The 14,871-nt window shown below is 68.6% G+C and carries 16 protein-coding genes and 1 pseudogene; 13 read left to right on the forward strand and 4 right to left on the reverse strand.

All coding sequences use genetic code 11. The annotated features are described in order from the left end of the window. The first annotated feature begins 486 nt into the window (after nt 1-486). Complete coding sequence (locus tag BN1555_RS00455; protein WP_093796894.1) at nt 487-1,248, forward strand: alpha/beta fold hydrolase; 762 nt, start codon at nt 487-489, stop codon at nt 1,246-1,248. A gap of 437 nt (nt 1,249-1,685) precedes the next feature. On the opposite strand, the gene BN1555_RS39825 is transcribed toward BN1555_RS00455, so the two are convergent. Both BN1555_RS39825 and BN1555_RS39830 read right to left on the reverse strand, forming a co-directional pair. Then, on the reverse strand, nt 1,686-1,874 hold the full coding sequence (locus tag BN1555_RS39825; RefSeq protein ID WP_255305797.1) for a hypothetical protein: 189 nt from the start codon (nt 1,872-1,874) through the stop codon (nt 1,686-1,688). Nucleotides 1,875-2,240: 366 nt separating this feature from the next. Beyond that, entirely contained in the window at nt 2,241-2,591 is a 351-nt protein-coding gene (locus BN1555_RS39830) for a glutamate-cysteine ligase family protein (RefSeq protein ID WP_255305798.1), read from the reverse strand. Between the two features lie 2 nt (nt 2,592-2,593). Here BN1555_RS39830 and BN1555_RS39835 point away from each other — a divergent pair, with 2 nt between their 5' ends. The 9 genes from BN1555_RS39835 to BN1555_RS00500 all read left to right on the forward strand — a co-directional run bounded on the left by BN1555_RS39835 (nt 2,594) and on the right by BN1555_RS00500 (nt 10,819). Continuing rightward, nucleotides 2,594-2,785: a hypothetical protein gene (locus BN1555_RS39835; protein ID WP_255305799.1), complete on the forward strand. Its 192-nt coding sequence runs from the start codon at nt 2,594-2,596 to the stop codon at nt 2,783-2,785. Between the two features lie 386 nt (nt 2,786-3,171). Further along, a complete protein-coding gene (ectA, locus tag BN1555_RS00465; protein WP_093796896.1) occupies nt 3,172-3,663 on the forward strand; it encodes a diaminobutyrate acetyltransferase in 492 nt (163 codons plus the stop codon). Between the two features lie 63 nt (nt 3,664-3,726). After that, the gene (ectB, locus tag BN1555_RS00470) at nt 3,727-5,013 is read left to right on the forward strand and encodes a diaminobutyrate--2-oxoglutarate transaminase (protein ID WP_093796898.1); all 1,287 of its coding nucleotides are present in this window, start codon (nt 3,727-3,729) and stop codon (nt 5,011-5,013) included. Between the two features lie 68 nt (nt 5,014-5,081). Then, the gene (locus tag BN1555_RS00475; protein WP_093796900.1) at nt 5,082-5,492 is read left to right on the forward strand and encodes an ectoine synthase; all 411 of its coding nucleotides are present in this window, start codon (nt 5,082-5,084) and stop codon (nt 5,490-5,492) included. 7 nt (nt 5,493-5,499) lie between these two features. Then, nucleotides 5,500-6,405: an ectoine hydroxylase gene (gene thpD, locus BN1555_RS00480; protein ID WP_093796902.1), complete on the forward strand. Its 906-nt coding sequence runs from the start codon at nt 5,500-5,502 to the stop codon at nt 6,403-6,405. Nucleotides 6,406-6,618: 213 nt separating this feature from the next. Continuing rightward, nucleotides 6,619-6,972: an SAV_915 family protein gene (locus BN1555_RS41450; protein ID WP_369688927.1), complete on the forward strand. Its 354-nt coding sequence runs from the start codon at nt 6,619-6,621 to the stop codon at nt 6,970-6,972. A gap of 347 nt (nt 6,973-7,319) precedes the next feature. Further along, a complete protein-coding gene (gene istA / locus BN1555_RS00485; RefSeq protein ID WP_093796904.1) occupies nt 7,320-8,918 on the forward strand; it encodes an IS21 family transposase in 1,599 nt (532 codons plus the stop codon). Beyond that, nucleotides 8,915-9,673 carry an IS21-like element helper ATPase IstB gene (istB, locus tag BN1555_RS00490; protein WP_093796906.1) on the forward strand — a complete coding sequence of 253 codons (759 nt, stop codon included), beginning with the start codon at nt 8,915-8,917 and terminating at the stop codon, nt 9,671-9,673. Before istA ends, istB begins: the two co-directional genes overlap by 4 nt. Before the next feature lie 342 nt (nt 9,674-10,015). Beyond that, a complete protein-coding gene (locus BN1555_RS00500) occupies nt 10,016-10,819 on the forward strand; it encodes a class I SAM-dependent methyltransferase (protein WP_176709904.1) in 804 nt (267 codons plus the stop codon). 1,007 nt (nt 10,820-11,826) lie between these two features. Here BN1555_RS00500 and BN1555_RS00505 read toward each other — a convergent pair. Beyond that, a complete protein-coding gene (locus tag BN1555_RS00505) occupies nt 11,827-12,234 on the reverse strand; it encodes an SRPBCC family protein (RefSeq protein ID WP_093796910.1) in 408 nt (135 codons plus the stop codon). A gap of 740 nt (nt 12,235-12,974) precedes the next feature. Here BN1555_RS00505 and BN1555_RS39575 point away from each other — a divergent pair. Both BN1555_RS39575 and hflX read left to right on the forward strand, forming a co-directional pair. Continuing rightward, nucleotides 12,975-13,613, forward strand: a complete 639-nt coding sequence (locus BN1555_RS39575) for an HflX-like GTP-binding protein (protein WP_218058161.1) — start codon at nt 12,975-12,977, stop codon at nt 13,611-13,613. Then, entirely contained in the window at nt 13,523-14,188 is a 666-nt protein-coding gene (gene hflX / locus BN1555_RS39580; protein WP_255306338.1) for a GTPase HflX, read from the forward strand. Before BN1555_RS39575 ends, hflX begins: the two co-directional genes overlap by 91 nt. Here hflX and BN1555_RS39840 read toward each other — a convergent pair. Beyond that, nucleotides 14,185-14,391: a hypothetical protein gene (locus BN1555_RS39840; protein ID WP_255305800.1), complete on the reverse strand. Its 207-nt coding sequence runs from the start codon at nt 14,389-14,391 to the stop codon at nt 14,185-14,187. The genes hflX and BN1555_RS39840 overlap by 4 nt on opposite strands. Here BN1555_RS39840 and BN1555_RS00520 point away from each other — a divergent pair. Then, nucleotides 14,378-14,598: pseudogene (locus BN1555_RS00520) on the forward strand (DnaB-like helicase C-terminal domain-containing protein); the annotation flags it as partial. The gene BN1555_RS39840 and the pseudogene BN1555_RS00520 sit on opposite strands and share 14 nt — an antisense overlap. Between the last annotated feature and the right edge of the window lie 273 nt (nt 14,599-14,871).

The raw sequence follows: 14,871 nt of genomic DNA on the forward strand, positions 1-14,871 counted from the left end.
AGGTTCACTGGAGAGCCCAATGCATTGAAAGATGCCCGTTGGGTTCGGCGGGAGGCTGCGCGGAAAAGGCCCGGAACATCGGGACCTCGCCGCGCAGCCCACCCAGCGCATCGTCTCCGACCACAGCCAGTTGGTCACACGGTACGACAGGCGGTCCTGTCGCACACCGAGGTGACCTTCCTGTACGCCCCTGGGCATCAGCCGCTCGTCGTCGAGGTGGACGGCATCCGGTTCGGCTTCGCGCTGTGCATCGAAGCCAATCGTTCAACGGGGCGGCCCGGCGGAGGGCACGCTGTGGACCGCCGGCCTTGCGCCATCCAGGCAACGCACCGGGTCCGGCCCCCTTCGACAACCGCAGGAGCGGCTCCCGCGCGCTGAGGGACGTGGCGAGTGGCTTCACCGCCACCCGCCCGCTTCCCTGGAGCACCACCACACGGCCCCGCACCTGCTGTGATCAGGTGATCCCGGAAGGGGAACAAGTCGGCCATGCACACAACAGGACGACAGCGGTACACGGTCCGCTGGGACAAGGCGGCCGGGCACCGGGTACGGAGCCTGCACACGGGCGGGGACCACACCCAGGGGCCCCAGGTGGTCATGGTCCCCGGGCTCGGGGCTCCGGGTTACCTGCTGGACGCCCTGGAGGGGTGCGGTGCGTGGGCGGAGTCGTTCCTCCTGGACGTCCCCGGGTTCGGCCATCGGCAGCCCCGCGCCTGCCCCGCACGTATTCCCGCGCTGGCCGGGTTGGTCTCCGCCTGGCTGGCCTCGGTCCCCCGGGAACCGGTCGTGCTTGCGGGACACTCCACCGGTGCCCAGATCGCGCTCCGGGTAGCCGCGGGCCATCCCGAGAGGGTGCGGTCACTGGTCCTGATGGGCCCCACCTTTCCGCCCGCACTGCGCCGCGTCTCCGGCCTGTTCGGGGCCCTCGTCCGCACCCTGACGCATGAATCGGTCGGCGAGCTGGGTGTCACCGTGCCGTACTACATCCGCGGCGGGGTGGGCGAACTGTTCCGGTACGTACGCTCCGCACTGCATGACGCGCCCGAGCGGGTCATCGGCCGGGTGGCCTGCCCGACACTGATCCTGCGCGGCGCACATGACGCGTTCGCCCCGCGGGCGTGGGTGCACCGGCTGGCGGCCACCGCCCCGCACGGACGGTCGATGACGGTCCCCGGAGCACACAATTTCCCCTACCGGCACGGCGGGCTCGCCTCCGCCCTGGTCGCCGAGGCCGCCCGGCACCGGTGACCGGACCGCCGTGGGCCTCACCTGGTCCGGCACGGCCGGCGGACCGCACACGCGCCGTCACCGGGCCGGGCCTGCCCCGCCGCCTCCTGTCCGACCGGCCGTGGGCCCCCTCCCCCACCTCGGGGGCACTCGACCACGGCCAGGCCCGCGTTTATGGTGCGGGACTCCTCGGTGAGGGTTCCGGTCGCGATCCGCCGGCAGGTACGCGGCCAGCCCTCCGATGGCACCGTCGGTCCCGCGGGCCGGTGGGTACGCGGATCGAGCAGGGTGCCAGTCAGGTCGTGCCGGGCGGCTGGCCGTGCCGGCCGGCGCCTGCGCGGCCGGGGCGGCCGAGTTGTCGACGGGGACGGAGGCCCGCGGCGCGTCCTCTTCCGCCTGCCGGACCGGGCGCTCGGCGGGACGGGGATGTTCCACACGGGCGCGGCTCGGCGCGGGAGTCAGGGCGTAGTGCTCTTGTCGAGGACCAGGTCCGGGACTGCCCGCAGACCGCCCGCGGTGAGGGCGGCCCGCTGCCGGCCCGCTCCCGTGCCGTGCTGCGGGAGCCGGCGGACCAGCCCCGACACCTCCCGGACGCCGCCGTGGGTGTCGAGTCCGGGGGATGCACCGCAGGAGATGGCGGAGCACACCGTCGGCGCGGCAGCGAGCGCCGCCGGGATCGATCAGGGTGTCGCTCAGGCCGTGGCGGGCCGCGGGCCGGCCTGGAGCAGTCCGGATGCGCAGTCCCGTACGGGGGCGCCTGCGGCCCTTTCGGCAAGGGCGGTGTCGGCAAGGGCCCCGACGATGCCGGCGAACATCACCGCGTCGTCGGCACGCGCCTGAACGTCGAAGCACCGTCCCTCGACGGTGGGGCGCCTCTCGGGCGGGCGGGCCTGCCAATACAGCCGGCCGGTGTCCGCGACCGTCCGTACTCCAGCAAGTGCTGCACACGCCGGTCATAGCCCGCTGCGCCCTCGAAGGGCGGGGCGGGCCGCTGATCGGCCAGCGGTTGAAGATCACCCCGCGTCAGCCGGCGAAGCCTGTGTCGTGGCCTTCCGGGGCGGGGAGTTCGCCGACATCGCCGGCAGCCACATCCGAATCCGGTTCAGTACCTGCACGCCCGCCTCCCGGCCGGGCACGGCCACGTGGACGTGCATGCCGTTGACCAGTTGTTCTGTCACCAGTTGGGGTGCGTGCGCGAGCATCGTCCGGTAGCGGACCCGGCCGGTGGCGGCCACAGGCTGCGCATCACGCAGCGGCGGTGTCGCGCAGGCCGCGACGCGGCAGCCGTAGACTTCGGCGGCCACCCCCACGGTGTGCCGCAGCCGTAGCAGGTGTCCCGCGACCTGCGCCAGTGTGCCGTACACGGATGGCCACCTCGATCCGCACCTGCAGCATTTCGCACCGCACCTTCCTGGTCACCCGTGAGATGCGCCAGGCCGGCCGTGAGGACCTCCTCCGCCTGCGGCACCGGAAGGCCCGTAACCGGGTCCGTGAGGCGCCGGTCCGGCGCCTGCCGCACGCCGTGGTCGCCGGGGCCGGATGCGCCACCTCCGATTGATCTGAGTGCCGCGGTGGGCCCAAACCGGCACAGCCACACCTGACGGCAAGGTTTCCGCGGATTGGCCGGCCCGGACGCCGATTGCTAAAATCTGCTGGACCCCATGGAAAGTGGACAGGCAATGCCCTATGTGTTTCCCTGCAGCCATCGAGGGTATCCCGCTTTTCTCCGCCCTTAAACAGGATGCCTCATCTGGCCATGCGTCGACCGACGGCTTAGCATCGAAACTGAGATCTCGAACGGGATCTCCCGGCGGGTACCTGCGGCCCCTGTGGTGCTTACAAGGAAAGGCCCCCCGGACCGGACTGCTATCCGCCGCACGCGCAGAAAAACGGATCGCCCGAGGTGCACGCAGTGGTCTGCACAGCGATAGCGAGGTGCGTTCCATGGACACACAGGTCATGGCGGTTCCCACGGTCGAGGACGGGGCTGCGGTATGGCGCATCGCCCGTGATTCCCGGGTACTCGACGTAAATTCTTCCTACAGCTATCTGCTGTGGTTCAGGGACTTCGCACGCACCTCCGCAGTGGCCCTGGGAGCCGGTGGCGTAGCGGTCGGATTCATCACGGGATTCCGCCGCCCCGAGCAGCCCGACACCCTTGTCGTCTGGCAGATCGCCGTCGACCAGGGACAGCGGGGACGCGGCGTTGCCAGCGCCATGCTGGACCACCTCACCGCCCGGCTGACCACAGACGGTGTCCTGCGGTACCTGGAGACGACCATCGGTGCGGACAACACCGCGTCGCACAAACTCTTCCGGTCGTTCGCCGAGCGGCATGCGGCACCACTCGAAAGGGAAGCGCTGTTTCCGGCAGAACTCTTCCCCGACGTCCATGGCACCGAGTTCCTGTACCGCATCGGGCCCCTGTGTCGATGACCCGGGAGCCGTCGGCACAGTTGAAATCCCTATTCGTTTCTTCTCCATGAGGAGCGAGTCATCATGGTAATGCCGCAGCCCGGTTCAGACGTCTTCGAAACACTCGAGTCCGAAGTGCGCAGTTATTGCCGCGGCTGGCCCACAGTTTTCGACCACGCCCACGGCAGCCAACTGTACGACGAGAAAAACCGCCCCTATCTCGACTTTTTCTCCGGCGCCGGATCCCTGAACTACGGACATAACAACCCGGTACTCAAACGGGCGCTTCTCGACTACCTCGAACGGGACGGCGTCACCCACGCCCTCGACATGTCGACGGTCGCCAAGCGGGATTTCCTGGAGACTTTCCAGGAGATCGCACTCAAGCCGCGTGCGCTGCCCTACAAGGTCATGTTTCCGGGACCCGCCGGCACCAACGCCGTCGAGGCCGCGCTGAAGCTGGCCCGCAAGGTGAAGGGCAGGGAAGCCGTCGTCTTCTTCACCAATGCCTTCCACGGCATGTCGCTGGGCTCCCTCGCCGTCACCGGCAACGCCTTCAAGCGGGCAGGTGCGGGCGTTCCGCTGGCGCACGCCACCCCCATGCCCTTCGACGACCACTGGGACGGCCGGGCGCCCGGCTTCCCCTGGCTCGAGCGGTTGCTGACGAGTGCGGGCTCCGGCCTGGACACCCCGGCGGCCGTGATCGTGGAGACCGTTCAGGGCGAGGGCGGTATCAACGTGGCGCGGGCCGAGTGGCTGCACGGTCTCGCCGAACTGTGCCGGCGCAGGGACATGCTGCTGATCGTCGACGACATCCAGATGGGCTGCGGCCGCACCGGCGCGTTCTTCTCCTTCGAGGAGGCCGGCATCACGCCGGACATCGTGACGCTGTCGAAGTCCGTCAGCGGATACGGACTGCCGATGGCCCTGACCCTGTTCCGTCCCGAGCTGGACATCTGGCAGCCCGGCGAACACAACGGCACCTTCCGCGGCTTCAATCCGGCCTTCGTGACGGCCACCGCCGCGCTGGAGGAATACTGGCGCGACGGCCGGCTGGAGAAGCAGACCCTGACCCGTGCGGACCAGGTCGAGCAGGCACTGAACGCCGTCGCCGCCGACGAGGCGGCCTCCGACGTGCGCGGGCGCGGTCTGGCGTGGGGTGTGGAGTTCACCGACCCCTCGCGCGCCGCCGCTGTGTGCGCCCGTGCTTTCGAACTGGGCCTGCTCCTGGAAACGTCCGGTCCCGAGGGTGAGGTCGTCAAGCTGCTCCCACCGTTGACCATCAGCGACGAGGAGCTGGAGGAAGGGCTCTCGCTGTTCGGGTGCGCGGTGCGGGAAACCGAGGGTCCGCCGGGACCTGCCGGCCGCTGACGCACCAGCAGTACCGGCGGTCGTGCGAGCGAGCATCCGCACCTGCGGAAGAAAGGTGAGAACTCACCATGATCGTCCGTTCCTTGAGGGACATCGAAAGTACCGACCGGCACGTCAAGAGCGCGTCCGGCGCCTGGGAGAGCAAGCGGATCGTACTGGCCAGGGAGCGAGTCGGTTTCTCCCTGCACGAAACGATGCTCTACGCCGGCACGGAGACCACGATGTGGTACGCCCATCACATCGAGGCCGTGCTCTGCGTGGAGGGTGAGGCCGAGCTGACCAATGAGGAGAACGATGAGAAGCATTGGATCACGCCGGGAACGATGTACCTGCTGGACGGCCACGAGCGCCACACCCTGCGGCCGAAGACCGACTTCCGCTGCGTGTGCGTCTTCAATCCGCCCGTGACCGGTCTGGAGGATCACGACGAGAGCGGCGCCTACCCGCTGCTGACGGAATCCGAGATCGACGAAGCCTGAGGACACCATGACAACGCTGTACAACCACCGTCGGACCACCGACCTGTACCCGACCCGTGGCAGGACCGAGGCGATGGTGCCGCGTCGGGATCCTGTGGTGTGGTCTGCGCCCGACACGCCGGGTCCCCTGGAGCGAGCCAAGCTGCTGGACTTCGAGCACACCGGTTTCACGACCGTGGACGCACTGCTGGACTCGGACGAGGTGGCCCTCTACCGCGCCGAGCTGGACCGACTGGTCCGGGACCCGGTGGTCCGCGCCGACGAGCGCGCCGTCGTCGAGCCCAAATCGCGGGACATCCGCTCGGTGTTTGAAGTCCACCGGATCAGCGAGGTGTTCGCTTCGCTCGTGCGCGACGAGCGCGTGGTGGGAGCGGCCCGCCAGATCCTCGGCTCGGATGTGTACGTCCACCAGTCCCGCATCAACGTGAAACCCGGCTTCGGGGCGAGCGGCTTCTACTGGCACTCGGACTTCGAGACCTGGCATGCGGAAGATGGTCTGCCACATATGCGGGCCGTGTCGGTGTCGATCTCGCTCACCGACAACCACACCACGAATGGCAGCCTCATGATCATACCCGGCTCGCACAGGACCTTCCTGAGCTGTGCGGGCGAGACGCCGGAGGACAACTACAAGAAGTCACTGAGGATGCAGGAGACGGGGACACCGTCGAACGAGGCGATAACCGCGCTGTCCGACCCGAACGGCATCCGGTTGATCACGGGGCGGGCCGGCTCCGCGACCTGGTTCGACTGCAACTGCATGCACGGCTCGGGTGACAACATCACGCCGTACCCGCGCAGCAACGTGTTCATCGTGTTCAACAGCGCGGAGAACGCGGCGGTGGAGCCCTTCGCGGCGCCGGCCCGGCGGCCCGCGTTCGTCGCAGCGCGAGATTTCACGCCGGTGAGGTGATACCCGCACACGGCAGACGTCTGTGGGTGGCCGGCGATCGCTGCCGAGGGCCACCGCGGGTGCCAGGGAGCGAGCCGCACCGTACCAAGGCATCGGAGCCACGGATCCGGACCCGCTTCAGTCCTCGTGGCCGACAGCACCAAGGATCGGCACTCCTCGGGCAGCGTGCCGGTGCCACGCTGCGTGAAAGGTTCGAGCCAGTCGGAGGCACCCATGGCAGACGTTCGACACGGCGGGGAGTCCACGCCCGGTGGACATGCGCCGACCGACCTGCTGTACGTACCCGTCCGGTCAGCCCGCCGCTGCTACGTGACCTGCTTCTTCCGCACTCCCGGCGGGCGCCGTACGGCCGTCGCTTTCACTACCTCCGCACAACTGCGGACGGCCCTCGGCCAGGATCACCGCTGGATCAGGATTTCCGCCGCTGCGCTGGACTCCCTCACCTCACCTCTCGGGTGCACTGTTCTCACTGTCGACCCTCGGTCGTCCGCCCCACCGGGCAGCGCCCTCCTCAGAGTCCGTTCGGACACCGGTGAAGAACGGCCCGGTGTGCGGCCGAACCGGTAACGGCCTGACCGCGTGCGGCATCGACGAGTGGATCACTGCCCGAGATCACCGCGGCGGTCTCGCACGGTCCGGGCCGGCTGCCGCTCTGCAGGGGCCCGCCGAAGGCCTGTCCGGTGTCGCTTTACCGGACAGCAGTGGTTCTGGCCGACTTCTGTCGACGATCAAGTTTTTCCCCAGGTTGGGCGGTTTGAGCGTCATGTAATTCCCCATCCCGAATTCTCCTAATTGGCCATGGGTAGCGCGGAGGTCGGGATCGAGGGACCTGGTCGTCGCGGAGTTGGTCAAGTTCCTCGTCCCGTGGTTCGGATGGCCGATGGGCAGCCCGGATGGCGAGGAGAACGTTCGTCGTGGTCGACATCACCGAGATCTACGTCCACTGGTACGCGGGCCGCTCGAAGAGCGAGCTGGCTGCGTCGCTGGGGGTGGACCACAAGACGGTCAGGAAGTACCTGGCGCCGGCGGAAGCGTCCGGGATCAGCCCGGGCGGCCCGCCGATGAGCGAGTCCGACTGGTCGAAGCTGATCAAGGAGTGGTTCCCGGGGCTCATCGACAGAAGGCTGAGGCAGGTGACCTGGCCGGACATCGACCAGCACCGCGACTACATCAAGAGCCTGCTCGGGACGGTGACCGTCTCGACGATCCACCAGCGCCTGCGTGACGAACACAAATTGCAGGTGTCGATCTCCTCGTTCCGTCGATGGGTGCACGCGACGCTTCCGGACGAGGTAGCGAAGTCGCGGGTCACAGTGTTGCGCGACGACATCGAGCCCGGTTCGGAGGCTCAGATCGACTACGGCTTCCTCGGGCCGTGGATCGATCCGCGGACCGGGAAACGCCACCGGGTCTGGGCGTTCGTGATGGTGCTGCCGTGCTCGCGGCACATGTTTGTCCGGCCGGTGCTGCACCTGGACCAGCACGCGTGGACGGAAGCGCACGTCGCGGCCTTCCGCTACTTCGGCGGCGTCCCGCGCCGGCTCGTCCCGGACAACCTCAAGACCGGCGTCGACAAGCCCGACCTCTACGACCCGAAGATCAACAAGGCGTATGCCGAACTCGCAACGCACTACGGAGCGTTGGTCGATCCGGCCCGGGCGGCGAAGCCGAAGGACAAGCCGCGGGTCGAGCGGCCGATGCCCTATGTCCGCGACTCGTTCTGGCGAGGCCGGGAGTTCACCTCGATCGAGCACATGCAGGCCGAGGCCGTGACCTGGAGCCAGCAGGTCGCCGGGCGGCGGAAGTGCCGGCCGCTGGGCGGGGCCGCCCCGATGACCGTGTTCGACGCGTTGGAGGCGGCCGAACTGCTGCCTCTGCCGCCGACTCCGTTCGTGCTGGCCCGCTGGTCGATGGCCACGGTCGGCCCGGACATCCACATCAAGGTCGGCCGCACCCTCTACTCGGTTCCGTGGAAGCTGATCGGCCGCCGCGTCGACGTCCGCTCGACCGCCACGATGGTCCAGGTCTTCCACGACGCCCAGCTCGTCAAGACCCACGCAGCCCTTGACCAGGGCAAACGCACCGACAAGAGCGACTATCCGCCAGAGAAGATCGCCTTTCAGATGCGGACGCCGGTCTGGTGCCGCAGCCAGGCGTCCGAGGTCGGCGACGCCTGCCGCGAAGTCGTCGACCAGCTGCTGGAAGTCAACGTCCTCTATAGGCTCCGCGCTGCCCAGGGGGTCCTCGGGCTGCGGAAGAAGTACGGCGACACACGTCTGGAGGCCGCCTGCGCGAGGGCCATCGCGGTTGGCGACCCGTCCTACCGCACCATCAAGGGCATCCTCATCGCCGGCACCGAGACCGACCCCGAGCCCGAGACCAGCGGTGATGCCGGGGCCGCGGCCTTCCTGCACGGCCCCGCCCAGCTCTTCGCCACCGTCGCGACCCCCGACACGACGGATGACGACCACGACGACCAGGTCCACGACGAAGCCGAGGTGGAAGCCCGATGACTGTGATGGACGCCGCCCTGCGGGAGTCGCTCAAGGCCCTGCGACTGTCCGGCATGCTGGAAACCCTGGACGCCCGCCTCGCCCAGGCCCATGGCGGCGAGCTCGGCCACCTCGACTTCCTCCAGGTCCTCTGCCAGGACGAGATCACCCGCCGGGAGACCGTAGCGTTCCAACGGCGCTTGCAGCGGGCCAAGTTCGAGCAGCAGGTCACCCTGGAGGAGTTCGACTTCACGGCCTCCTCGAAACTGCCCGCCGCCCAGATCCGCGACCTGGGAGCCCTGCGCTGGCTCCACGCCGGCGAATCGGTCATCCTCTTCGGCCCCGTTGGCGTCGGCAAGACCCACATCGCCCAGGCCCTCGGCCACCTCGCCGTCCGCCAGGGCGCCCACGTCCGCTTCGCCAAGACCAGCCGCGTCCTCGCCGACCTCGCCGGCGGCCACGCGGACCGCACCTGGGAGAAACGCGTCCGCGAACTCGTTCGCCCCGACGTCCTCATCCTCGACGACTTCGCCATGCGTCAGCTGTCCGCGGCCCAGGCCGATGACCTCTACGAGCTCGTCTCCGAGCGGCAGGGACGGTCTCTGATCATCACCAGCAACAGGGCGCCCAGCGACTGGTATCCCCTCTTCCCCAACCCCGTCGTCGCCGAGTCCCTCCTGGATCGGCTCATCAACACGAGCCACCAGGTGATCATGAACGGGCCCAGCTACCGCCCGAACAAGCGGCCCAGGAACCCCACCGACAAGACCAAGTAGGAAAAACCGGTGGACGTCGTCGGGATACGTGGCAGTAGAGGCGGTCGCTGGCGGTCCTTCATCCGGACGCGGCGTTTCGGCAATCAGTTTGGATGGCTGTGCCTAAAGCGCTCCGCAGTGAACGCGCGCTTGCCGACCGCGGTCCCCATCGTGGCCGATGGGGCGCCGGTGGAGTGGGGACCTGCGTCGGTGCGGCGTGCCGCGGTTTCCCACGAAATCCGGTGGAGTCTCAGCGGCCGGAAGTGGTTGGGTCCTGCTCAATGCTTCGCTGACACGGCCCGGCACAGTGCGAGGCGCAAGGTCCGAATCGCAGGCGCGGTCTAGCCCGCGTGTCGTCGAGTGATGGAGGTTATCGCGGTGGCTGGTTATGGGGCGCTTTCCGACGTATACGAGTGGCTGATCGGGGACGACAGGTTGACCCCCGCCAAGGCAGCCGCGGTTTACTACAGCGATGTCGTGGGCTCTCTGCCGCCCAACGCGCGCGTCCTCGACTGCGCGTGTGGAACCGGCCAGCTCGCCGTCGGTCTCGCGAGTCTTGGCCTTGACGTGGTCGCCGCAGACGCCAGCAATGGGATGGTTCGCCGGACCGAGAAGGCCGCCGACGAGCAGGGTGTCTCGCTTCGAGCCCTCCGCGCGAGCTGGGACGAGCTGCCCGACCACCTGGAGGACTCCACGTTCGATCTGGTGTTCTGCGTCGGCAACTCGCTCGGGCACGCCGAGGGCGCAGCCGGGCGCCTGACCGCACTGGAAGCGATGTCGCGGCTGCTGAATCCGGGCGGACGCCTCGTGCTCACGTCACGTAACTGGGAGCTCGTGCGCTCCGCCGGCTCACGGGTAGACGTCCGCGATCGACTCATCCGCCGCAACGACCGCGATGCGGTCGTCAGCTACTACTGGCAGATCGAGCAGCGTTGGGAGCAGGAACACTTCCTCGAGATCGTGGTCGCCCAGATCGAGCCGGATGGGGCAGTGCGAGCCTGCTCGGAGCGGTTGTCCATCTGGCCCTACCGGTACGAGGACCTCGTGGCGCAGTTGCGGAGCGTTGGGCTCACGGTGCAGTCCACCACCTTCGAGCCCGAGAGCGATGGATACCTGGTGGTCGCCAGCCGTGACCAGGCGCGAGGCACATCTGAGCCGGCGCGCTGATCCGCCTTTCGTCGTCGTCGTTGCCGACCTGCCAGCTCGCGACCGCCTGCAGCGCTTCGCGAAGCGTTCAGCGCTTGAAGCAGTTGCTGCGGGTGCGGTCCTCACCCTGCATCTGACCTGCTCAAGCTGAGGTTGGAAACAGCTCACGATCTGCCTCACCACCAGCTCACGTCAGTAGCTGGGGAATTACGTGAACTTCCGCCTGGGGAATTTCGCGATCGTCCACAACTTCCGTGGTGCAAGGAGGCGGGGCCTCCACCCGGCCCCTATCGGTGTGGCCAACCTGCCGCCGGACGTCGGACACGCCGTCGTTCCGGGGTTGTTGTGACAGCCCGCTCCACAGAAGTCGAGCCAGATGGGGGGCGACCGCCCGCAGGGCCGTGGTGGCGGAATCCGCATCGCCCGGCCACAAGGCTGCCGTAGGGCTTCCCGGCGCGGGCCGGACACGTGCCGGCAGCGGTGAATGCCACCACCCCGCCGATGGTGGGCCCCCGCCACAACGGAGCCTCCGGGCCCCGGGCGTCCAAAGTTCCTGCTGTCCGGCAGTGACACCATTCCTCCAGCCGTACAGCACCACCGCCCAGAGTCATGGCTGCGGCATGGCCTCAGGCGGACCCTCAACACTCCGGTGCGGTTTCGTGCACACAACGCAGTGCCGGCACGCTCGGCGTCCTCACCTCTCCTGACACCGGAAACAGCCGCTCCTGGCTGCGGCTCAGCAGCCTGGGCCAGCCTCGGCACTCCTCATCCGCGACGTTGTGTTCCAGCCAGAACCACCGCTGTTCTCGCCGCCTTTACGACCGGCCAGCGCAGCACACTGCCGGTCGTTGGCGGAGCGCAATCGCAGAGTTCATGCGCGGCAGCCGGGAGTGCCGGAGGCGGTGGGGACGGGACTGAACGCCGTGCGCCGGTCCCGGCCGGCGCGCCCGACCACCCATGTCGGCCGGGCAGGAGCATCGGACGAAAAACCCCGGTCAGCTCGGCGGAGGGCTGACACCCCACCGGTCTCACTCCGTGGTCTCCATACGCCTGCCCACTTGATCGGCCAGCCTTTCCAGAGCCTGGTGCAGACCTCGCTCGAATGCAGGACCGTTCCTGTCCCACGCAGCGCTGTGCACGGACAGGCACACCGTGACCTCGCTGGTCAAAGAGGTCACCTCAGTCACCTGGAGCCAGCCCTCGCAGCGGCCGTCCCCCACAGCCCACCGCAGCCGCATGTCATCCCGATGCACATGGACTTCCGCCTGCTCGGCGAAATCGCCCGCACTGCCGGCGACCATCACCGTGGGCGGGTCACCCCCTTCTACGCGAAGGCCGTTCGGCAGCCACCGACAGACATTTCGCAGGTCACATGCCTCATCGAACACGTGCTCCGCCATAGCGGGCATGACTGCCGATGCCTGACAGTCGCTCATGTCGTCCGCTTCCTCTCGGTCTGGTCCCAGCGTGCGCAGTCGGCCCCAACGACTACCCGTGGCGCACACATACAGTCCACGGGGTGTCGTGCCATGTCAGACGCAGAACACGTGGACCACGACGTCGCGCGGCACACCGACCGGCAGCGGTTGCCGCGCGCCTCGGTCGGCTCCCGACTGGCCGCAGCCGGTTACGGGCAGGCCACCCGTCGTCCCCGTCCCCGCTCCGAGGAGGCCCGGTCGTACCGGGAGCCGGATGGAACGGGCGGCCATGCGGTGAGTCGCCGCAAAGACGACCGGACGGGGCACGAACTGCACGAACTGCACGAGCGCCTCAGTTCCGGGCAGCACACCCACGTCGGGGAAGCCGTCGGTCGGGACCCGAGGCGGACGACGGCATCCGCCTCGCCGAGCAGGCCTGTCCCCCGGACCCATGACAGGACCGCGCCCAGCGAGAGGTGTACGAGCATGCCGGGGCTGTCTCCCTGTGCTGGCGCGGCAGGCCGGGACCAGGACTCCGAGGAGATCACGATGCCGGCGGGGAGCTCACGGACACGCGTACACCCGCACAAGACGGGCGCTTTCCGGGCGGTACGCGCGGACGCCGAGGGGTAGCCGGGAACAGGGGTGAAGGTGAAGCCGCAGATTTTGGTGCGGGCAGGGCGCCTCCCCGCGTCCCGGCAGGACGTCGGCGGGGTCGGCCCCAGCGTTCCGCACGCCGGTGAGAGACGGAGGCGATCATGCCGGGTACATGGTTGATCGGTGCGCGTCCCGAAGGGACGGCCCGCACGGGAGGCTCGCACGGACGGCAGTGGCGTGCCGTCGTTCTCGGGCTCTCGGAGCGTGAGGGTTCCGGGCCCGCAAGGACGGACTCCCTGGACGAGCTGGAGCGGCTGGCCGCGACCGACGGAATCGACGTGGTGGACCGGCTCGTGCAGGTGCGTGACCGTCCGGACCCGGCGACGTATCTCGGCTCGGGCAAGGTCCAAGAACTCGCGGAACTGGTCGACGCCAGGCACGCGGATCTCGTGATCGCGGAGGGCGAGCTGACCCCCGCCCAGGTGCGCGGTCTGGAGGACGGCAGCGGGGTACGGGTGGTGGACCGCACGAGGCTGATCCTGGACATCTTCGGCGAGCATGCCCGCAGCTCCGAGGGCAAGGCACAGGTGGAGCTGGCACAGCTCGCATACGAGCTGCCGCGCCTGCGCGGCCGGGCCATGAGCTGTCGCGCATCGGTGGCGGCCGTGTGGCCGGTGGTGCGGGTATGGGTGTACGCGGTCGTGGCGAGATGCGGCTGGAGATCCAGCGGCGTCATCTGCGTCGGCGTATGCGTGCACTGCGTGAGCAGGTACGCCGCACAGCCCGCCGACGGGAGGTGACCCGGCGCCGCCGGGCGCGAGACCGCATTCCGTCCGTGGCGATCACTGGTTACACCAATGCCGGGAAGTCGGCATTGCTCAACCGGCTGGCGGGCGCGGACGCCGATGTCGCCGACGTCCTGTTCGCCACCCTCGACCCGCTCGTCCGTCAGGTCCGCACCTCTGACGGGCTGACCTATACGCTCACCGATACCGTCGGTTTCGTCCGCCGCCTTCCCCACCAGCTGGTCGACGCCTTCCGGTCGACGCTGGAGGAGGTCACTCAGGCGGACCTGGCCCTGCACGTCGTCGACGCCTCCTCTCCTGAGGCGACGGAGCACATCGCCACCGTCCGCGGTGTCCTGCGCGACATCGGTGCCGACGGCGTGCCGGAACTGCTGGTGCTGAACAAGGCGGACCTTGCGGAGCCCGAACACATAGCCGTGCTGCGGCAGCACCATCCCGGTGCCGTCGTGGTGTCCGCCCGGACGGGCGAAGGGCTGGACGACCTGCGGGAGGCCATACGGGGACACGTGCAAGCACCGCCCCCGCATCCCCTGACCGGCACTCGCCCCGGCACGGAACAAACCGCCTAGCCTTCTGAGCCAGGAATTCCGTTCAGACAACTGGCGAGGCGTTCGAGGACCTCGTCCGCGGTCTTCGTCCACATGCAGGGCTTCGGATCGGCCTTCCAGGCCGCGATCCAGATGCGGATGTCCTTCTTCAGTGCCTGGATGCTTTTGTGGCCGCCTCGTCGTATCTGCTTGTTGATCAGCTCGGCGAACCAGCGTTCCACCAAGGTGCCCTCCCTGAGCGAGCTCCGCGACTCCGGCGCCCTGGAGGACAACGTCGACCTCGTCCTCCTCATCCACCGTGAAGAGATGTACGACTGGGCCTCCCCCGGGCCGGTGAAGCCGACCTCATCGTCGCCAAACACCGCTACGGGCCCACCACGACCCTCACAGTCGCCCGCCAAGGGCACCACGGGCGCTTCGTCGACATGGCCGTCCCCCAGGTCGACACGCTGTGGAGTCCCAAATTTCGTGTCGGAATCTCGCGACTGGTGCCGGATGGAAGTCGGATCCGACGTGGCGCTGGGACATGCAAGTCGCGCCTGTACCTCGTTCGCGTGGAAACGCCGACGCCTGGAAGGCCAAGCTCCGGGAACAGCCGGCCCGGCCGGCGCGGTTGCACCGACCGAGGGACCGGCGCCGCACGGGCGGGGGACACGGAGACCACAAGGTCGTCCGTCCCACCAGGATCCGGTCCCCGGGATCGC

This window comes from Streptomyces sp. Wb2n-11 (genome assembly GCF_001049855.1).
Classification (GTDB): domain Bacteria; phylum Actinomycetota; class Actinomycetes; order Streptomycetales; family Streptomycetaceae; genus Streptomyces; species Streptomyces altiplanensis.